Annotated in this window: 19 protein-coding genes; 10 read left to right on the top strand and 9 right to left on the bottom strand. The window is 59.8% G+C overall.

Annotation, left to right across the window (positions count from 1 at the left end; genetic code table 11):
• Nucleotides 1-93 precede the first annotated feature (93 nt).
• The 4 genes from ACM6IV_RS20525 to ACM6IV_RS20540 all read right to left on the bottom strand — a co-directional run bounded on the left by ACM6IV_RS20525 (nt 94) and on the right by ACM6IV_RS20540 (nt 4,135).
• On the bottom strand, nt 94-366 hold the full coding sequence (locus tag ACM6IV_RS20525) for an oxidative damage protection protein (RefSeq protein WP_258677930.1): 273 nt from the start codon (nt 364-366) through the stop codon (nt 94-96).
• Complete coding sequence (gene mutY / locus ACM6IV_RS20530; protein WP_414871407.1) at nt 363-1,430, bottom strand: A/G-specific adenine glycosylase; 1,068 nt, start codon at nt 1,428-1,430, stop codon at nt 363-365. Before mutY ends, ACM6IV_RS20525 begins: the two co-directional genes overlap by 4 nt.
• Nucleotides 1,427-3,652: an AsmA family protein gene (locus ACM6IV_RS20535; protein WP_414871408.1), complete on the bottom strand. Its 2,226-nt coding sequence runs from the start codon at nt 3,650-3,652 to the stop codon at nt 1,427-1,429. Before ACM6IV_RS20535 ends, mutY begins: the two co-directional genes overlap by 4 nt.
• A gap of 78 nt (nt 3,653-3,730) precedes the next feature.
• The gene (locus ACM6IV_RS20540; protein WP_414871409.1) at nt 3,731-4,135 is read right to left on the bottom strand and encodes an acetyl-CoA sensor PanZ family protein; all 405 of its coding nucleotides are present in this window, start codon (nt 4,133-4,135) and stop codon (nt 3,731-3,733) included.
• Nucleotides 4,136-4,359: 224 nt separating this feature from the next.
• Between ACM6IV_RS20540 and ACM6IV_RS20545 the strand changes: the two genes are divergently transcribed.
• The 7 genes from ACM6IV_RS20545 to ACM6IV_RS20575 all read left to right on the top strand — a co-directional run bounded on the left by ACM6IV_RS20545 (nt 4,360) and on the right by ACM6IV_RS20575 (nt 10,229).
• A complete protein-coding gene (locus tag ACM6IV_RS20545; protein WP_414871410.1) occupies nt 4,360-6,024 on the top strand; it encodes an OFA family MFS transporter in 1,665 nt (554 codons plus the stop codon).
• A gap of 314 nt (nt 6,025-6,338) precedes the next feature.
• Nucleotides 6,339-6,932, top strand: coding sequence for an imidazoleglycerol-phosphate dehydratase HisB (hisB, locus tag ACM6IV_RS20550; RefSeq protein WP_007909204.1), 594 nt, complete (start codon nt 6,339-6,341; stop codon nt 6,930-6,932).
• Nucleotides 6,932-7,570 carry an imidazole glycerol phosphate synthase subunit HisH gene (hisH, locus tag ACM6IV_RS20555; protein WP_102899557.1) on the top strand — a complete coding sequence of 213 codons (639 nt, stop codon included), beginning with the start codon at nt 6,932-6,934 and terminating at the stop codon, nt 7,568-7,570. Before hisB ends, hisH begins: the two co-directional genes overlap by 1 nt.
• Nucleotides 7,571-7,831, top strand: a complete 261-nt coding sequence (locus tag ACM6IV_RS20560) for a DUF2164 domain-containing protein (RefSeq protein ID WP_414871411.1) — start codon at nt 7,571-7,573, stop codon at nt 7,829-7,831.
• A 42-nt stretch (nt 7,832-7,873) separates the two neighbouring features.
• Nucleotides 7,874-8,611 carry a 1-(5-phosphoribosyl)-5-[(5-phosphoribosylamino)methylideneamino]imidazole-4-carboxamide isomerase gene (gene hisA / locus ACM6IV_RS20565; RefSeq protein ID WP_064363356.1) on the top strand — a complete coding sequence of 246 codons (738 nt, stop codon included), beginning with the start codon at nt 7,874-7,876 and terminating at the stop codon, nt 8,609-8,611.
• 9 nt (nt 8,612-8,620) lie between these two features.
• Entirely contained in the window at nt 8,621-9,391 is a 771-nt protein-coding gene (hisF, locus tag ACM6IV_RS20570) for an imidazole glycerol phosphate synthase subunit HisF (protein WP_414871412.1), read from the top strand.
• Nucleotides 9,392-9,473: 82 nt separating this feature from the next.
• Nucleotides 9,474-10,229: a substrate-binding periplasmic protein gene (locus ACM6IV_RS20575; RefSeq protein WP_414871413.1), complete on the top strand. Its 756-nt coding sequence runs from the start codon at nt 9,474-9,476 to the stop codon at nt 10,227-10,229.
• Here ACM6IV_RS20575 and ACM6IV_RS20580 read toward each other — a convergent pair.
• The 5 genes from ACM6IV_RS20580 to gpmI form a co-directional block, all read right to left on the bottom strand.
• A complete protein-coding gene (locus ACM6IV_RS20580; protein WP_414871414.1) occupies nt 10,210-11,589 on the bottom strand; it encodes a Vps62-related protein in 1,380 nt (459 codons plus the stop codon). The two genes, ACM6IV_RS20575 and ACM6IV_RS20580, sit on opposite strands and share 20 nt — an antisense overlap.
• A 116-nt stretch (nt 11,590-11,705) precedes the next feature.
• Entirely contained in the window at nt 11,706-12,479 is a 774-nt protein-coding gene (locus ACM6IV_RS20585) for a divergent polysaccharide deacetylase family protein (RefSeq protein ID WP_414871415.1), read from the bottom strand.
• Between the two features lie 2 nt (nt 12,480-12,481).
• A complete protein-coding gene (locus tag ACM6IV_RS20590; RefSeq protein ID WP_414871416.1) occupies nt 12,482-13,801 on the bottom strand; it encodes a S41 family peptidase in 1,320 nt (439 codons plus the stop codon).
• A 31-nt stretch (nt 13,802-13,832) separates the two neighbouring features.
• Nucleotides 13,833-15,119, bottom strand: coding sequence for a murein hydrolase activator EnvC family protein (locus ACM6IV_RS20595; protein ID WP_414871417.1), 1,287 nt, complete (start codon nt 15,117-15,119; stop codon nt 13,833-13,835).
• 230 nt (nt 15,120-15,349) lie between these two features.
• Complete coding sequence (gpmI, locus tag ACM6IV_RS20600) at nt 15,350-16,879, bottom strand: 2,3-bisphosphoglycerate-independent phosphoglycerate mutase (RefSeq protein WP_414871418.1); 1,530 nt, start codon at nt 16,877-16,879, stop codon at nt 15,350-15,352.
• 153 nt (nt 16,880-17,032) lie between these two features.
• On the opposite strand from gpmI, the gene ACM6IV_RS20605 reads away from it, so the two are divergent.
• From ACM6IV_RS20605 to secB, 3 genes are read left to right on the top strand one after another with little or no spacing between them, the layout of a single operon-like run.
• Nucleotides 17,033-17,446, top strand: coding sequence for a rhodanese-like domain-containing protein (locus ACM6IV_RS20605; protein ID WP_414871419.1), 414 nt, complete (start codon nt 17,033-17,035; stop codon nt 17,444-17,446).
• Nucleotide 17,447: 1 nt separating this feature from the next.
• Nucleotides 17,448-17,702 carry a glutaredoxin 3 gene (gene grxC, locus ACM6IV_RS20610; protein WP_414871420.1) on the top strand — a complete coding sequence of 85 codons (255 nt, stop codon included), beginning with the start codon at nt 17,448-17,450 and terminating at the stop codon, nt 17,700-17,702.
• A 57-nt stretch (nt 17,703-17,759) separates the two neighbouring features.
• Nucleotides 17,760-18,245, top strand: a complete 486-nt coding sequence (gene secB / locus ACM6IV_RS20615) for a protein-export chaperone SecB (RefSeq protein WP_007909233.1) — start codon at nt 17,760-17,762, stop codon at nt 18,243-18,245.
• The last annotated feature ends 69 nt before the right edge of the window (nt 18,246-18,314 follow it).

Genomic DNA, 18,314 nt, shown 5'->3' on the forward strand with positions numbered 1-18,314 from the left:
TTAAAAGGGTTTTTCGGATTTACGTCAACGACTTTTTTAAAATTTCTTAAATTAATTCCGTCGCTTACGATCCGACCCCCGATTTTGCAGGGTTTACTCAGCAGGCGGAACGTAGCCTTCGGCCTTGGCGTATTCCTCGCCGGAGAAGTACTTGTCCATTTCGCCCTGAAGATATTTGCGATCTTCGGCGTTCATCATGTTCAGGCGTTTTTCGTTGATCAGCAGGGTCTGGTGTTTCTGCCAGTCAGCCCAGGCCTTGGCCGAGACGTGGTCAAAAATATCCTGACCTTTGGCGCCCGGGAAAGGAGCGCGGTCCAGCGCGGGCAGTTCTTCTTTGTACTTACGGCACATGATGGTGCGGGTCATGATGACTCTCCTGCGTTCAATACGGCGGCCGCGCGTTCGAGCAAGGTTTTGACCGGGGCGGCAAGGCCCAGGCGCGGCGGGGTGGCGAGGTTATACCAGAGCCAGTCGGCCTCGGCCACGTGATGGGCGGCCTCCTGCACCTGAACCAGCCAGGGTTCGATGGACAGCTGGAAATGGCTGAACGTATGGACGAGGCTCGGCAGCGCCTGCTGTTCGCCCATGGTCAGCGAATGCTGATCGGCAAGGTGTTGCAGGTCGTCGAGGTCATCGAGTTCCGGCAGGCTCCACAAACCGCCCCACAAACCTGTAGAGGGACGACGGTAAAGCAGAATCGCACCTTCGCCGTTCGCCAGCATCGGCATCAGCGTGTGCTTCTGCGGGATGGCTTTGCGCGGCTTGGGAATCGGGTAGCGGGTTTCCAGACCGAGCATATGCGCTTCGCAGCCACGTTCCAGCGGACACAGCAGGCAACTCGGCTTGCTGCGCGTGCACAGTGTCGCGCCGAGATCCATCATCGCCTGGGTGTAGGCGTTGACCCGATCGTGCGGCGTAAAGCGCTCGGCGGTGGCCCAGAGCTGTTTGGCGACTTTTGGTTCGCCGGGGTAGCCCTCTTGCGCGGTAAAGCGCGCCAGTACGCGTTTGACGTTGCCGTCGAGGATCGGCGCACGCAGGCCCATGCTGATGCTCGCGATGGCGCCGGCTGTGGACAAGCCGATGCCCGGCAGGTCCGTAAGTTTTTCGACGTCGCGCGGAAACTCGCCACCGTACTGGCTGACGACGATTTTCGCGGTCTTCTGCAGATTGCGCGCGCGGGTGTAGTAGCCCAGCCCGGTCCACAGGTGCAGTACCTCGTCTTCCGGCGCATCGGCCAACGCTTCAACCGTTGGCAGTGCGGCCATGAAACGGTCGAAGTAGTTGAGCACGGTGCTGACCTGGGTTTGCTGCAACATGATCTCCGACACCCACACCCGATACGGGTTGATGTCCTGCTGCCAGGGCAAATCGTGACGGCCGTGGCGGTCGAACCATTCCAGCACCGCCGTGGAAAACTGCTCCGCTCTCATCGCTTGAACAGCCCCTTCAATGCGTTTTTCAGTTCCGGGCTGACTTTGTCGCCCAGTTTTTCGTCGATCTTTTCACTGAGTTTGTCGCCGGCCATTTTGGTCGCGACCTGACCGAGGCGATCGTTGTCGACGCGACAGGCCTTGGCGCCCAGTTCCAATGGGCCACGGCAGCGCAGCGGCCACTCGATGCCGACGAATTTTTCGCCGACCTGACACGCCGGGTCCGGCATGGCGCTGGTGTCGCCTTCGACGATGATGCCGACGCGATAGTCCATGCCCAGCACGCGCAGGTCGATGTCGCCATCACCGTTGACGGTCATGCCGGGGATGCGCACTTTCAGGTCCGGGTTGCTGGCGATGCCGTTACGGAAGGTCAGGTTGCCCTTGAGTTCCTCGAACGGCGTGTCCTTGCCCCGTGGCTCGCCGCTGAGGGTTTTGCGGTTGAGCGTGGCGATGCCTTTGCACAGTTGCTGCTCAAGGTTGGCGTTAAGCAGCACACCGTTATTGATCACGAAACTGGCGTTGCCGTTCAGCGTGTCGATCAGTGCCTGCTGGCTGTTGCCGCTGCCGGTCACGTTGCTGGTGAGGGTCACCAGACCTTTGACGGGCGGGTTCTTGCCTTGGCTTTCGAGGATTTTTTCTACCGGGACCCGATTGAGCCTGGTCTGCAGATTCAGCACCGGTGCGCTTGGGCGCACGTCGAGGGTACCGTTGGCGGCAAAGCCACCGTTGTACAACTCGCCACTCAGGTTACTCAGGGTCAGCAAACCGCCCTGGCCGGTGGCCTTGAGCGCGGCGTTCTGGATCGGCAGTTTGTCGAGGGTCAACTGGCCGAAGGTCAGGTCGGCGTCCACGTCGAGTCTGGCCAGGCGTTCAACCGGCAGCAGGCGCTCCGTGCTCCACGCGGTTTTGCTCGGTTTGTCCGGCAGCGGCGTGGAGCCGGCGCCGGCCATGGCGTCGGCTTCGGTGCTGGCGACCTCGGCCTGACGCACTTGCGTGGCGCTGTTGGCTTGCGCCGATTTCGGTGGCAGGTAGCGGTCGACGTTGAACGTGTCGGCCTTGAGGATCGCCCGCAGCGATTGCCTGGCGAAATCTTCGACGGCGACGCGGCCGCTGAAGCTGCTGTCGTCCAGTTTGAGGTTGATATTGTCGAAGGCGATGCTGGTTGGCGTCGCTGCCACGCGGCTGACCAGTTCGACTTTGCTCAGGCTGCCTTCAGCCATGGCCGGAAGTTTCTGGCCAATGCTGTCGACGAATTTCGCCAGGTCGAACTGGGCGATGGAGAGGGCGCCAGTGATCTGCGGGGTCTTGTCGAGATCATTGGCTTTCAGCTCGCCCAGGGCGCGCAACTGGTTGGCGGAGATCTTGATCCCGGTCCATTCGGCGACGTTCGCGGCTTTGTCCAGCGATAACTGGCCCTGGGCAGCGAATGTCATGGTTTTGCCTTGCAACGGATCGCCGGCCAGTTCGCCAGACAGCTTCATGTCTTCGAACCTGTAGCGTTGCAGTGCGCGCTCGATGCGCAGCTCGCCAGTGAGCTCGGTACGCACGCGCAGGACGGGCTGGTTGGTGCCGAGGAATGCCGTGGCTTTCACCGGAATATTCGTCGAGTCGTGTACCGGGCCGGTGCTCAACTGGATGCTTTCGGCGCTGAACTGCTTGCCCGTCAGTTCATCGTTGTATTCAACACGGGCGTTGTTGACGGTCAGGCTGTCGATGTCGAGGCGGATCGGCTGCGGCGGTTTTTCCGGTTGGGCAGGGGCCTCAGCAGTGGCAGCGCTGGCAGGTGCCGGGCTGCCGGCAGGCGCGGCGGCTGTTGGCACCTTGCCGATGTCTTCCCAGTTGCCGTGGCCGTTCTTGTCACGGTTCAGGCGCAGGTTCAGGCCTTCAACGCGCACATCGCTCATTTGCACTTCGCGGCGCAACAGCGGTAGCACGCGCACGGACAGCCCGAGCATCTGCAGATCGGCATACGGTTCGGTCGGATTGATCAAGGTGGCAACGCTGGCCTCGTGCAGTTCCAGCCCGAGCCACGGGAACAGACTCCAGCCGATGTCGCCATTGAGCGTCAGCTCGATGTGGGCCTTGTCGCGGGCTATCTGGCGAATCTCGTCTTTGTAGTCGTTGGGATCGAAGAGGTGGGTCAGGGCAAAACCTGCCGCCACAATGATCAGCAACAACCCGAGAAGTACCAGACCCAGGATTTTGCCGAACGCTTTCATGGGCGAGTCCTTGTAGTTAGTCGAATTCGTAATTTAGCCGGGGAGTATAGCGCTGCAACTGCCCGTTTCGGTGTGGCGTCATGTTGCCAGTGCCTCCAGCGGGAGGTGCAGCTTCACTGCGATTGTCTGAACTTCAAGATGCCCGGCAGGCGCCAGCAGGCGCAGTTCTGCCCCCGCTTGCGACGCCATTTTCTGCGCTTGGTTCACCAGCCGCTCCGCAACGCCACGGCGACGGGTAACTTTTCGTACGCATAAATGGGACAAGTACCAAACGTCGTGGTGCCTTTGCAGGCGCGCGGCACCGAGCAGGCGGTCGTTGAAACGTCCGGCAATAAAACTCCCGTCCGCGAGGGCGCCGTCGATCAGATCGTCCTCACCGGAAAACGGCGCAAACAGCCAGTCCGGCGCGTCGCGATAGATCCTCCGCAAATCCTCCTGATCCTGATAATTGGCGGCGTTCAGCGCTTCTACAACGATCGGCATGGCGTTTTCCTGAGTGGTACGAGATCAGATGACAGAAAAAAGGTGATATCAGTTTGGTTTTTCTGTCACCTGCAAATGGTAACCTTCGCCCGTTCGTCCGTCCTTCTGCGACGTAACGTCGCGCCTTCAAGGAGCTTCACCCAAAAAAACGGTCATGCCTGCGTGCATAAAGGCCGGGGGTGAACAGTGGCTGGCGAACCATACTAATAATTGGGGGATACACAATGAGCACGAGCATCACGGCGGACGGCCTTCGCGCCGACCAGCCTGCGTTCCTGTCCAAGGAACGCATCATCGCCAAGCCCGGTTTCAACCGTTGGCTGGTTCCACCGGCCGCTCTGGCCATCCATCTGTGCATCGGCATGGCCTACGGCTTCTCGGTGTTCTGGTTGCCGCTGTCCAAGGCGCTGGGCGTTACTGCTCCGGTGGCTTGCGCACCGGATATGAGCTTCATCGCACAAGTGTTTTCGTCGCAATGCGACTGGCCGATCTCGATGCTTGGCTGGATCTACACGCTGTTCTTCATCTTCCTCGGCTGCTCGGCAGCGATCTGGGGTGGCTGGCTGGAACACGCCGGGCCGCGCAAGGCTGGCGTTGTCTCGGCACTGTGCTGGTGCGGCGGTCTGCTGATTTCGGCGCTGGGTATCTATACCCACCAGATCTGGCTGATGTGGCTCGGTTCGGGCGTGATCGGCGGTATCGGTCTGGGGCTGGGCTATATCTCGCCGGTTTCGACCCTGATCAAGTGGTTTCCGGACAAGCGCGGCATGGCCACCGGCATGGCAATCATGGGCTTCGGTGGCGGCGCGATGGTCGGTGCACCACTGGCAACCGCGTTGATGAGTCACTTCGCTTCGCCGAGCGGTGTCGGCGTATGGCAGAGCTTCGTCGCCATGGCCGCGATCTACTTTGTGTTCATGATCGGTGGCGCACTGTCGTACCGCGTGCCACCAACCGGCTGGAAACCTGAAGGCTGGACCGCTCCGGCGAAAAAGGCTTCCAACTCGATGATCACTCATCGCCATGTGCATGTGAATGTGGCGTGGAAAACCCCGCAATTCCGTCTGGTCTGGCTGGTGCTGTGCCTGAACGTGTCCGCCGGTATCGGCATCCTCGGCATGGCTTCGCCACTGCTGCAGGAAGTGTTCGGCGGCAAACTGCTGGGTGTTGATGTGCCGTTTGGCCAGCTCGACGCCGGGCAACTGGCTTCAATTGCTGCGATTGCTGCCGGTTTCACCGGACTGCTGAGCCTGTTCAATATTGGTGGCCGCTTCTTCTGGGCCTCGTTCTCGGACTACCTGGGTCGCAAAAACACCTACTTCGTGTTCTTCGCCCTGGGTTTTGCCCTGTACGCACTGATTCCGAACATGGGCCATTTGGGCAACGTTGCGCTGTTCGTCGCGGCGTTCTGCATCATTCTGTCGATGTACGGCGGCGGTTTTGCCACGGTGCCGGCGTATCTCGCCGACCTGTTCGGTACGCAGATGGTCGGCGCGATCCACGGTCGTCTGCTGACGGCCTGGGCGGCGGCGGGTGTGCTGGGTCCGGTGTTGGTGAACTACCTGCGTGAGTACCAGTTGAGCATCGGCGTTGAACGCGCTGCGGCTTACGACATCACCCTGTACATCCTTGCCGGCCTGCTGGTGCTGGGCTTCCTGTGCAACCTGATGGTGCGCCCGGTGGCCGACAAGTACTTCATGACCGACGCTGAACTGGCTGCCGAACAGGCGCTGGGCCATGACAAAGGTGCTGATGCCAGCACGGTTCTGGAGTGGAAAGCCGCGCCGGGTAGCAAGCCGTTGGCGATTGCTGCGTGGCTGGTGGTGGGTATTCCGTTGGCGTGGGGTGTGTGGGTGACCCTGCAGAAGACGGCGGTATTGTTCCACTAAGGTGTAGATCCTGGCTGATCTGAAGCTTTCAGGTCAGCCAGGGAAAACATTAATCCCTGTGGGAGCGGGCTTGCCCGCGAAGGCGTCAGGTCAGACAACATTGATGTTGTGTGTGCCGGCCTCTTCGCGGGCAAGCCCGTCCCACAGGGAACTCTTCAAATTTCCAGATTTCCGCTTTTTGGCTTGTATGGACATGTCTACCCGCGACAGCCGGGGGTTCTATCCGTCAGCCATCTCACCTCTCGTGTTTCTGTTTGCTTCCTGCGTGCCTATAATGGCTGCCTTTTTCGCCCAATGATTTTGCGGAGCTGGTGATGGCCGAACGTAAGGCGTCTGTCGAGCGCGACACTCTGGAAACCCAGATCAAAGCCTCGATCAACCTTGATGGCACCGGAAAGGCCCGATTCGATATCGGTGTTCCTTTTCTTGAGCACATGCTGGATCAGATCGCCCGTCACGGGTTGATCGACCTGGATATCGAATGCAAGGGCGATCTGCATATCGACGACCACCACACGGTGGAAGACGTCGGTATCACCCTCGGCCAGGCATTTGCCAAAGCCATTGGCGATAAAAAAGGCATCCGTCGCTACGGTCACGCCTACGTGCCGCTCGATGAAGCGCTGTCGCGCGTGGTGATCGATTTCTCCGGTCGTCCAGGCCTGCAGATGCACGTGCCGTACACCCGCGCTACCGTCGGTGGCTTCGACGTTGACCTGTTCCAGGAATTCTTCCAGGGCTTCGTCAACCATGCACTGGTCAGTCTGCACATCGACAACCTGCGCGGCACCAACACCCACCACCAGATCGAAACCGTGTTCAAGGCTTTTGGCCGCGCGCTGCGCATGGCCGTCGAGCTGGATGAGCGCATGGCCGGGCAAATGCCATCGACCAAAGGCGTTCTGTAATGCAGACGGTTGCAGTTATCGACTACGGCATGGGCAATCTGCACTCGGTGGCCAAGGCCCTGGAGCACGTCGGCGCCGGTAAAGTGCTGATCACCAGCGATGCTGCCGTGATCCGCGAAGCTGACCGCGTGGTGTTCCCGGGGGTTGGCGCAATTCGCGATTGCATGGCGGAGATCCGTCGCCTCGGCTTCGATTCGCTGGTGCGCGAAGTCAGTCAGGATCGTCCGTTCCTCGGCATCTGTGTCGGCATGCAGGCCTTGCTCGACACCAGCGAAGAGAACGACGGCGTCGACTGCATCGGCCTGTTCCCGGGCGCGGTGAAGTTCTTCGGCAAAGATCTGCACGAAGACGGCGAACATCTGAAAGTCCCGCACATGGGCTGGAACGAAGTGCAGCAGAAGGTCAGCCACCCGTTGTGGCATGACATTCCGGACATGGCGCGTTTCTATTTCGTGCACAGCTACTACATCGCTGCCGCCAACGCGCGGCAGGTGGTGGGTGGCGGTCATTACGGGGTCGATTTCGCTGCGGCGCTGGCCGATGGCTCGCGTTTCGCCGTGCAGTTCCACCCGGAGAAGAGCCATACCCATGGCCTGCAATTGCTGCAGAACTTCGCCGCGTGGGACGGTCGCTGGTAAATGGCTGCCAAGAAGTCCAGACCGCCGATCCTGACCCTCACTCCCGAACAGGAGAACGAGGCCAATCGCAAGATTCAGCGGTTCATGGAAGACCGTTTCGAACTGGACCTGGGTTCGTTCGAAGCGGCGGAAATTCTTGAGCTGTTTACCCGCGAAATTGCTCCGCACTATTACAACAGGGCGATTTTCGATGTGCAGACCCATCTCAAAGAGCGGTTTGAAAGCATCGAAAGCGACCTGTGGGCGCTCGAGAAAGACTGATTTCCGAGCCAAGCTGAACATTCAAATTTGAAGGTTTGCCAGATGCTGATTATTCCCGCTATCGATCTTAAAGACGGGGCCTGCGTACGTCTGCGCCAGGGCCGCATGGAAGATTCCACAGTGTTCTCCGATGACCCGGTGAGCATGGCAGCCAAGTGGGTAGAGGGCGGTTGCCGCCGTCTGCATCTGGTCGATCTGAACGGTGCTTTTGAAGGCCAGCCGGTCAACGGCGAGGTGGTCACCGCGATCGCCAAGCGTTACCCGACCCTGCCGATCCAGATCGGTGGCGGCATCCGTTCGCTGGAAACCATCGAGCACTACGTCAAGGCGGGCGTGAGTTACGTGATCATCGGCACCAAAGCCGTGAAAGATCCGGCCTTCGTCGCTGAGGCCTGCCGCGCATTTCCGGGCAAGATCATCGTCGGTCTGGATGCCAAGGACGGGTTCGTCGCCACCGACGGCTGGGCTGAAATCAGCACCGTCCAGGTCATCGATCTGGCCAGGCAGTTTGAAGCCGACGGCGTGTCCTCGATCGTTTATACCGACATCGCCAAAGACGGCATGATGCAGGGCTGCAACGTGCCGTTCACCGCGGCGCTGGCTGCCGCAACCAAGATCCCGGTGATCGCGTCCGGCGGCATCCACAATCTGGGTGACATCAAGTCGCTGCTCGACGCCAAGGCGCCGGGCATCATCGGCGCCATCACCGGCCGGGCGATCTACGAAGGCACCCTCGACGTCGCCGAAGCGCAAGCTTTCTGCGATTCGTATCAAGGCTGAGGACTGACCATGGCGCTGGCCAAACGCATCATCCCTTGCCTGGACGTGGACAACGGCCGGGTCGTCAAAGGTGTGAAGTTCGAAAACATCCGCGACGCCGGTGACCCGGTGGAAATCGCTCGTCGCTACGACGAGCAGGGCGCCGACGAAATTACCTTTCTCGACATCACCGCCAGCGTCGATGGCCGCGACACCACGCTGCATACCGTCGAGCGCATGGCCAGTCAGGTGTTCATCCCGCTGACCGTCGGCGGTGGCGTGCGTACCGTGCAGGATATTCGCAATCTGCTGAATGCCGGCGCGGACAAGGTGTCGATCAACACCGCGGCCGTGTTCAACCCGGAATTCGTCGGCGAAGCGGCGCAGCATTTCGGTTCGCAGTGCATCGTCGTCGCCATCGATGCGAAGAAGGTTTCTGGCCCGGGCGAGACCCCGCGCTGGGAAATTTTCACTCACGGTGGGCGCAAGCCGACCGGCCTCGATGCGGTCGAGTGGGCGAAGAAAATGGAAGCCCTCGGCGCTGGCGAGATCCTGCTGACCAGCATGGATCAGGACGGCATGAAGAACGGCTTCGATCTCGGTGTGACCCGTGCCATCAGCGATGCGCTGGGCATTCCGGTGATTGCCTCCGGCGGCGTCGGCAATCTGCAGCATCTGGCCGACGGCATTCTCGAAGGTCACGCCAGTGCGGTACTGGCCGCGAGTATTTTCCACTTTGGTGAATACACCGTGCAGGAAGCCAAGGCCTACATGGCCAAACGCGGCATCGTGATGCGTTAAGCGTCAAATTCCATACAGGCCAGTGGACACCATGGCGCACCCAAGGCACTCTTGGGCACGCCATGGATTCCGGTAGCCCGACATGATCAAACGCCTGCTTCTTGTTTTCGCCAGCGCATCGATGTTGCTCATCAACACGGTCCGTGCCGAAACCAGTCCCGACACCGATCTGGTGCTCCTCACCGAAAACTTCCCGCCGTACAACATGGCGAAGAACGGCAAGAATTTCGCCCAGGGCGAGAACATCAATGGCATCGCCACCGACATCGTGCGTGAAGTGTTCCAGCGTGCCGGCATCACCTACAGCCTGACCCTGCGTTTTCCCTGGGAGCGTGTGTACAAACTGGCGTTGGAGAATCCCGGGTACGGCGCCTTCGTGATGGCGCGCCTGCCGGATCGCGAAAAACTCTTCAAATGGGTCGGCCCGATCGGCCCGGACGACTGGATCATGTTGGCCAAGGCTGACAGCAAGATCACCCTCGAAACCCTTAATGACGCGCGCAAGTACAAGATCGGCGCCTACAAGGGCGATGCGATTGCCGAAACACTGACCAAGCAAGGCCTGAAGCCGATCGTGGTGCTGCGCGATCAGGACAACGCGAAGAAGCTGGTCAATGGTCAGATCGACCTGTGGGCCACCGGTGATCCTGCCGGGCGTTATCTGGCGCGGCAGGACGGTGTCACTGGTCTGAAGACCGTGCTGCGCTTCAACAGTGCAGAACTCTATCTGGCGCTGAACAAGGACGTCTCCGATGAAGTCGTCGCCCGGCTTCAGACCGCGCTGGATCAGCTACGCAAAGAGGGCGTGGTTGACGAGATCATGGGGCGGTATCTGTAGCACTCGGTCGTTCCAGCGATGACGGTGCAATGACGTCAACGACAGCGCTTGCCTCGGTGCCCGATGGTGTGTTCCCGGTCGGTTGCGGGCACGCCCTGGCGATCTCGATCTGCTCCGGCGGATATTGGGTCAGATGAATGCTTGAATCGTCGGTATAGCCAAATTCGACGGCCACTTGGGTGCCGTCTTCACGTATCAGTCTGTAATGGCTTTCCATCTGGAAGACCGCGACGGCAGTCTGCTTCGCCACCATGGCGACGACGACTTGAGGGCGCATTTCGTTCCAGCCGCTCGCAGAACTCTTGGTATGAGTGAAGTGCTCCGGCAGGCGCGCCGACAGTTTCAACACGCGCATATCACTCAACAATACGGATGGCCAGGCTTTGGCGATTTCAATCGACGTGAAGCCGCTGAACTTGCGAAGTCCTATCGGGTTTTGTGCCCGGTGGGCGGTCCATTTGGCTGGACGGGTTTTGTCCGAGGTATTGTGGTCGTAACCGATCAACACATATTCGTCCGTTCGTTGCAGCTCGTAATAGGGCGAGCTGAAAAATTGCTCAGCGGGATTGGCGTGGTCTCTGACCGCAAACCACGGCAGGCGCGCAATCTGAGTGACTTTGACGACTGCGTCATCGCCAGGGTGCGCATATCCAGTGAGTGCCGGTGCTTGTGGTGCTGCCTTGATTTGCAGCGGGATCTGCATCCGTAGCGCATAAGCAGTGCCGGGCGTCGTGGGTTTGCTGTAGGTCGGTACGCCCACAAAGGTGCCGGGAGCAAAACAGATTTCGCCAGGTTCGGCAGTGGGTGGTTCTATGGCCCAGGCGCTGAAACTTAACTTCGCGCCCGTACCTTTGTCATTCCACAGCAGATCCCCGACCTTGGCTTCCACAACCAGGTCGGCCCTCACGCAGCGGATGGTATTGAGTGATGGCTTGCTGTGGTCGTTAGCGCATACCAGGCCCATGGCGACGTAGCCTACGGGCGCTATCGGGCGCCAGATCGATGCACGCGTGGCACTGGATGTCGAGGATTCTTTCCACACCAGTTCGAAATCGGCAGGCTTGGCCAGGGCGTTGCCTTTACTGTTTCTCTCACCGTTCAAGTCCTTCTCGCAAACGACTGCCGATACCATTTCACCGTTAATGTTGAAATTGCTGAACATGAACTGGTCGCCCAGTGGGAAGTAACCTGGCAACGCATCCCGAGCAGGAGTGGGGCGCCAGAAGGCTCCAGGTTTTACCTTTGAACCATTGGTGCTCCAGACCCGATGAAACTCCGTTGTGAAGTTGATAAGCAGGTTGTCGTGCGTGATGGGTTGCATTGGCCTGGGTAGCGAGGCTGCGTTTTCTTCGATAGTCATAGTCAATCCTGGATAGTTGAAAAGCGGCTCGGGGGAGCCGCGACCTGTTGCAGGTCTCACTATCCGCAAGCCAGCAGGATTGCTGGCGTTAACTATGTATTGAGCGTTACCGGATATTACCGATAAACCCCGTCTTTACCGTGGCCGACCATGGCGCGATTGCTGCGCACGCTGATCATCTGTTTGATATCGATCCACTCGATGCCCTGGGACTTGAGTTTGGGCAGTTCGCGCTCCAGTACCGCCAATGTCTGCGGATACGGATGACCGATCATCACTGCCGAACCCTGCTTGCGTGCCAGGCTGATCGCGGTCTGCAACTGTGTGTAGATCGCTGCCTCAGTACGCTCATCGTCGAGAAACACATCCCGCGAGACACTGGCCAGGTCAATCTTCTGCGCCTGCTGCGCCGCCACGGTCTGCGCACTGGTGCGGCTGTCGACGAAGAATTTGTGACGACGCTGCAACTCGCCCATCAACCACGCCATCGCCACCGGTTGCGCGGTCATGCGGCTGCCCATGTGATTGTTGATGCCGGCGGTGTACGGGACCCTTTTGAACGCGGCGTTCAAGCGTTTTTCCAGCTCTTCGATGGGCAACTCTGGGTGCCAGGCGTACGGCCCGGTGGCCGGGTCCATTGGCATATGCAGGATGACGATCTTGCCGGCGCGATGGGCCTCGCGGGCAAACTCGGTGGCGTGCGGGGTATCCGGCATGATCGCCGTGGTCACTGGGCCGGGCAGGGCCAGCACGCGGCGATCCCGGGGCAGATTCTGCCCCAGGTCGTCGATGATCAGTGTCAGGTAGGCTTTGTGTGGCGTCGGGCTGGCGGGTTGCGCGTGAGCAGCACCCGCCAGACAGCACAACAGTACGAAGACGAAACGCAGCATTCTCAACGGCCGGAGGTAATGCTCAGCCCTTTGAGCAGGCTCAGGGCCTGGGCCAATTGGTAATCGTCATCCTGCGGCATGGCCTTGGCCTTGCCACTGGAACCGGTCGGCTTGTCTGCACCGCCGTTGCCGTTGCCCAGGTGACCTTGCAGGTCGGCTTCCTTGAAGTAATCGCCATCGGCCTCGTTGGTGATCTTGGCCTTGCGCACTTCGATGTCCGGCACGATGCCCTGGGCCTGGATCGAGCGGCCGTTCGGCGTGAAGTACAGCGCCGTGGTGATCTTCAGCGCGCGGTCGTTGTTCAGCGGCAGCACGGTCTGTACCGAGCCTTTGCCGAAGCTGGTGGTACCCATCACCACCGCACGTTTCTGATCCTGCAGGGCACCGGCGACGATTTCCGAAGCCGAGGCGCTGCCACCGTTGATCAACACGACCATTGGCACTGCTTCGCTTTCGTCTTTGCCGGTGGCCGAGAAGCGCAGTTCGGAATTGGCGATCCGGCCTTTGGTGTAGACGATCAGACCTTTGGTGATGAAGTGGTCGACCACTTCCACCGCGGCCTGCAGCACGCCGCCGGGGTTGTTGCGCAGGTCGAGAATGATGCCGTTGAGCTTCTTGCCGTTGTCCTTGCGCAGTTTAGCCAGGGCCTTGGAGACCTCTTCGCCGGTCTTGACCTGGAACTGGGTGATGCGGATATACGCATAGCCGGTTTCCAGCAACTGCGCCTTGACGCTCTTCACCTGGATCACGGCGCGCGCCAGGGTCACGTCGAACGGCGTGCCGCCATCGCGTACCAGGGTCAGGGTGATTTTCTGGCCGATCTTGCCGCGCATCTTGTCCACGGCTTCGGTCATGGTCTGGCCGCGGGTCGGCTGGCCGTTGATCTTGACGATAAAGTCACCGGCCTGAATGCCGGCCTTCGATGCCGGGGTGTCATCGATTGGCGAGACGACTTTGATGAAGCCATCTTCAGCGCCGACTTCGATACCCAGGCCGCCAAACTCACCGCTGGTGCTTTCCTGCAGTTCGGTGAAATCTTCAGGACCGAGGTAGGCCGAGTGCGGATCGAGGTTGCTGAGCATGCCCTTGATCGCGTTTTCCAGCAGGGTCTTGTCGTCCACCGGTTCGACGTAAGCGGCTTTGATCCGGTCCATGACCTCGGCGAAGGTGCGCAACTCTTCCAGCGGCAGTGGCGCCTTGGAGGTCGCGGCAGTGCCTGCCGGAGCGACGGCCGGGGCCGGTTGCGCGGCAAACGCCAAAGGCGCGCCGATCACCAGAGCGATCGTCAGGGCCAGCGAGGTAAGGCGGGACAAATGCAGCATGTCGAACAAACTCCTGAGTTAGATGCGGCGCTTATCCTTGCGCACGACACCATTGCGCCGGATCACTCGGGTGACCCTGCTGACGAATTGCGAAATACAGCGCGGGCGTGTCCTGACCGCCACTGTTACCGACAGTGGAAATCGACTCGCCCGCCTTGACCACATCACCCGCCGACTTGAGCAGCGTCTGGTTGTGACCGTAAAGACTCAAAAAACCGTTGCCGTGATCGAGAATCACCAGCAAACCGGCACCGCGCAGCCAGTCGGCAAACACCACGCGCCCGCCGTGTACGGCGTGCACCTGACTACCGGCGGAGGCGCTGATCATCACGCCGTCCCATTTGGTGCGGGCATCGTCGCCGCGGCTTTCACCGAAGCGTGCGAGTAATCGACCATCAACCGGCCACGGAAGTTTTCCCCGGGTTGCAGCAAAAGGTCCGCCAAACGTTTCACCGCTGCTCGATACCAGCGCGCCGGGGCTTGATCTGGCGGGTTTTCGTGGGGCGTCGCTGTTTTCAGCCTGCGCCTCACGCAAGCGCTTTTTTTCTGCTTCCTGCTGGGCAATCAGCGCTTTCTGCCGCGCTTCTTCTGCCTCACGAGCCTGGCGGGCCAGGGTTTCTTCAATGGTTTTAAGGACTTTAGACAGGTCTGCCTGATCCTGCTCGCGGGCGGCCAGTTTCTGGTCGCGGGCTTTCACGTCGTCATTGAGTCTGGCGAGCACCTGCTGGCGTTCCTTGCGGACTTTCTCGAGTGCTTCGCGCTGGGTGTCGAGGTCGCTTTTCTGGACCAGCAATTGCGCCTGCTGCAGGCCGATGTCTTTTTCGACATTGGCCAGTTGGCGCAGGGTTTCGTTGAAGTTCTTCAGCTGTTCCAGGCGGGCCTGGCTCAGGTAATCGTAATAGGTGAGGGTACGGGCGAATTTCTCCGGATTCTGCTGGTTGAGCAGCAGCTTGAGGTATTCCTGCCGACCGTTCTGATACGCCGCTCGCGCCTGAATGGCGATCAGTCGCTGCTGTTCAGTGCGCGCGCTCTGGAGTTTTTTTTTCTCTGCATCGAGTCGCTGCAGCTCGGATTCGCTTTTCTGCAGTTCTTTCTGCAGCGCATCGACCTGCTTCTGCAGCTTGCCCAGTTCGGTTTCCGTGCCCTTGAGTTCTTTCTGCACGCCGGACTTTTCTTCCTGGACCTTGCTCAGCAGCTTTTTCAGCTCGGCAATGTCCTGACGCGTGGCGTCCAACTGTTGTTGGGTTTGCGTGCGCTCGTCAGCGAAAGCCGGTTGGAGCAGGCATGTCAGAGCAAGGGCGATCAGGACGCGAAGCATAGGGGCGGGCGGCACCAGGGTAAGGGACGGCCTAGTATGCCCGCCCGAGGCTGCAAAAAAAACGCCCAATTGGGGCTGTGTGATAACTGGCCTGAAAAACACCGCAAACCAATGTAGGAGTGAGCCTGCTCGCGATGGCTTACTGACATTCAACAGAGTAGTTGACTGTCTGATGGCTATCGCGAGCAGGCTCACTCCTACAGGGTTTTGCGGTGTTTTGGCGAGTCGGGTCAGACCAGAATCGAGGTGCCGGTCATTTCCGCCGGTTTTTCCAGACCCAGCAGCATCAGCATGGTCGGTGCCACGTCCGCCAGCACGCCGCCTTCACGGACCTTGAGGTCACGCTTGCCGACGTAGATGAACGGCACCGGCTCGGTGGTATGCGCGGTATGCGCTTGGTGGGTTTCTTCATCGGCCATTTTTTCGACGTTGCCGTGGTCAGCCGTGATCAACGCTTCGCCACCGACCTTTTCCAGTGCTTCAACGATGCGACCTACGCAAGTGTCGAGGCATTCAACCGCCTTCACTGCCGCGTCAAACACGCCGCTGTGGCCGACCATGTCACCGTTCGCGTAGTTGACCACGATCACGTCGTAACGCTGGTTTTCGATGGCGTCGACAATGCGGTCGGTGACCTCGGGTGCGCTCATTTCCGGCTGCAAGTCGTAGGTGGCGACTTTCGGCGATGGAATCAGGATGCGCTCTTCGCCCGGGAACGGTTCTTCACGACCGCCAGAGAAGAAGAAGGTCACGTGCGCGTATTTCTCGGTTTCAGCGATACGCAGTTGGGTTTTGCCGTTCTTCGCCAGATAGTCGCCGAGAACGTTTTCCAGGCTGCCCGCGGCGAACGCCGAGGGTGCAGGAATGCTTGCGGCATACTGGGTCAGCATGACGAAACCGGCCAGTTTAGGCTGGCGGGTGCGTTCGAAATCGTTGAAATCGTCTTCGACGAACACGCGAGTCAGCTCACGGGCACGGTCGGCGCGGAAGTTCATGAACACCACGGCGTCGCCGTCTTCGACTTTCACCGGTTCGCCAATGGTCGTGGCTTTGACGAATTCATCGCTTTCGCCGCGTGCGTAGGCCGCCTCCAGACCTTCCTGCGCGGTGGCCGCGTGGAATTCGCTGTTGCCGTCGACGATCAGGTTGTACGCCTGGGCCACGCGATCCCAGCGGTTGTCACGGTCCATGGCGAAATAGCGACCGATGATGCTGGCGATGCGGCCCTTGCCAAGTGCCTGGAACGTCGCGTCGAGCAGTTCGATCGACGATGCAGCGCTTTTCGGCGGTGTGTCACGGCCGTCGAGGAAAGCGTGCAGGTAAATTTTTTCAGCGCCGCGTTTGAAGGCCAGTTCGGCCATGGCGATCAGATGATCCTGATGGCTGTGCACACCGCCATCCGACAGCAGGCCCATGAAATGTACGGCTTTGCCGGCGCCTACGGCTTTATCCACAGCGGCGCAGATGGTTGGGTTTTCGAAGAACTCGCCGTCACGGATCGCTTTGGTCACGCGGGTGAAGTCCTGATACACCACGCGGCCGGCACCGAGGTTCATGTGGCCGACTTCGGAGTTGCCCATCTGGCCATCGGGCAGGCCGACGTCCATGCCGCTGCCCGAGATCAAGCCGTTCGGCACGGTGGCCCACAAGCGATCGAGAACAGGCTTCTTCGCTGCAAAAACGGCATTCGATTCGGGGCTGTCGCTGTGACCGAAGCCGTCGAGAATCATCAGGACCAAAGGTTTAGGCGTGGTAGTCATGGAATCCACTCGTGGCTAATAAAGAAGAGGGCGATGGAAAAGGGAGTTGGAGTTTAAAGCTAAGTTCCGACTGCGTCACCGCCGGACGGGGTTTGGCCGACCATAGTGGCTGTGTATACTGGCCGACATTTTAACGCCCTGGAACCTCCTTCGATGGTTGCTCACCTGATTGAATTTGCCACTAACCACTACATTCTTGTCGGTATCTTCGTCGTACTGCTGGCTCTGCTGCTGGCGCACACGATGCAGGGCGGCGGTAAAAGCCTGAGCACCGGCGAGCTGACCGCGCTGGTCAATAAAGATGCAGGCGTGGTGGTGGACATCCGTCCGGCCAAGGACTTCGCTGCCGGCCACATCGTTGGCGCGGTGAACATTCCCCAGGACAAACTGGCGGCACGCGTTGCCGAGCTGGAAAAACACAAGTCCAAGACGATCATTCTGGTCGACGCCTTGGGCCAGACCGCCGGCACTCACGCCCGCGAGCTGATGAAATCCGGCTTCACCGCCGCCAAGCTGTCCGGCGGGATTTCCAGCTGGAAAGGCGACAATCTGCCGTTGGTGAAGTGATATGAGCGAAGTCATCGTCTACTCCAGCGATTACTGCCCTTACTGCTCGCGCGCCAAGTACCTGCTCGAGAACAAAGGCGTGGCCTTCAAAGAGATCAAGGTCGATGGCAAGCCGCAGCTGCGCGCCGAAATGGCCCAGAAAGCCGGGCGCACGTCCGTGCCGCAGATCTGGATCGGCAGCAAGCACATCGGCGGTTGTGATGATTTATACGCCCTGGAGCGCGCCGGCAAGCTCGACGCGCTGCTCAAGGCCTGAACGGCTGCACCCACGTACAGCACTCCCTAAAAGAACCAAGATCGATAAGGATCTGAGATGACTGACCAACAGAACACTGCAGCCAGCGAAGAAGAAACCGCACCGCAATTCTCCTTGCAGCGCATCTACGTACGCGACCTGTCCTTCGAAGCCCCGAAAAGCCCGGCGATCTTCCGCCAGCAGTGGGATCCGGCGGTCGCGCTGGATCTGAACACGCGTCAGAAAGCACTGGAAGGTGATTTCTACGAAGTCGTGCTGACCCTGTCCGTCACCGTGAAAAACGGTGAAGAAGTCGCCTTCATCGCTGAAGTGCAACAGGCCGGTATCTTCCTGATCAAGAATCTGGATGCGGCTTCGATGAGTCACACCCTGGGCGCGTTCTGCCCGAACATCCTGTTCCCGTACGCACGCGAAACCCTGGACAGCCTGGTGACCCGCGGTTCGTTCCCGGCGCTGATGCTGGCTCCGGTGAACTTCGACGCGCTGTACGCGCAAGAACTGCAGCGCATGCAGGAAAGCGGCGAGACGCCAACCGTTCAATAAACGGCCTGAGCGTTGACGCAAGTCCAATGTGGGAGCGGGCTTGCTCGCGAAAGCGGAGTGTCAGGCGAC

Source organism: Pseudomonas sp. IT-347P (genome assembly GCF_949768005.1).
GTDB lineage: Bacteria > Pseudomonadota > Gammaproteobacteria > Pseudomonadales > Pseudomonadaceae > Aquipseudomonas.

Coding starts and splice junctions, on each gene's coding strand:
- ACM6IV_RS20560 (WP_414871411.1), top strand. CDS start 7,571: ATGGCTGCCAAGAAGTCCAGACCGCCGATCCTGACCCTCACTCCCGAA.
- ACM6IV_RS20595 (WP_414871417.1), bottom strand. CDS start 15,119: ATGCTTCGCGTCCTGATCGCCCTTGCTCTGACATGCCTGCTCCAACCG.
- ACM6IV_RS20605 (WP_414871419.1), top strand. CDS start 17,033: ATGGTTGCTCACCTGATTGAATTTGCCACTAACCACTACATTCTTGTC.
- ACM6IV_RS20525 (WP_258677930.1), bottom strand. CDS start 366: ATGACCCGCACCATCATGTGCCGTAAGTACAAAGAAGAACTGCCCGCG.
- ACM6IV_RS20575 (WP_414871413.1), top strand. CDS start 9,474: ATGATCAAACGCCTGCTTCTTGTTTTCGCCAGCGCATCGATGTTGCTC.
- mutY (WP_414871407.1), bottom strand. CDS start 1,430: ATGAGAGCGGAGCAGTTTTCCACGGCGGTGCTGGAATGGTTCGACCGC.
- secB (WP_007909233.1), top strand. CDS start 17,760: ATGACTGACCAACAGAACACTGCAGCCAGCGAAGAAGAAACCGCACCG.
- hisB (WP_007909204.1), top strand. CDS start 6,339: ATGGCCGAACGTAAGGCGTCTGTCGAGCGCGACACTCTGGAAACCCAG.
- ACM6IV_RS20540 (WP_414871409.1), bottom strand. CDS start 4,135: ATGCCGATCGTTGTAGAAGCGCTGAACGCCGCCAATTATCAGGATCAG.
- hisF (WP_414871412.1), top strand. CDS start 8,621: ATGGCGCTGGCCAAACGCATCATCCCTTGCCTGGACGTGGACAACGGC.
- hisH (WP_102899557.1), top strand. CDS start 6,932: ATGCAGACGGTTGCAGTTATCGACTACGGCATGGGCAATCTGCACTCG.
- ACM6IV_RS20535 (WP_414871408.1), bottom strand. CDS start 3,652: ATGAAAGCGTTCGGCAAAATCCTGGGTCTGGTACTTCTCGGGTTGTTG.
- ACM6IV_RS20545 (WP_414871410.1), top strand. CDS start 4,360: ATGAGCACGAGCATCACGGCGGACGGCCTTCGCGCCGACCAGCCTGCG.
- ACM6IV_RS20590 (WP_414871416.1), bottom strand. CDS start 13,801: ATGCTGCATTTGTCCCGCCTTACCTCGCTGGCCCTGACGATCGCTCTG.
- ACM6IV_RS20585 (WP_414871415.1), bottom strand. CDS start 12,479: ATGCTGCGTTTCGTCTTCGTACTGTTGTGCTGTCTGGCGGGTGCTGCT.
- ACM6IV_RS20580 (WP_414871414.1), bottom strand. CDS start 11,589: ATGACTATCGAAGAAAACGCAGCCTCGCTACCCAGGCCAATGCAACCC.
- gpmI (WP_414871418.1), bottom strand. CDS start 16,879: ATGACTACCACGCCTAAACCTTTGGTCCTGATGATTCTCGACGGCTTC.
- grxC (WP_414871420.1), top strand. CDS start 17,448: ATGAGCGAAGTCATCGTCTACTCCAGCGATTACTGCCCTTACTGCTCG.
- hisA (WP_064363356.1), top strand. CDS start 7,874: ATGCTGATTATTCCCGCTATCGATCTTAAAGACGGGGCCTGCGTACGT.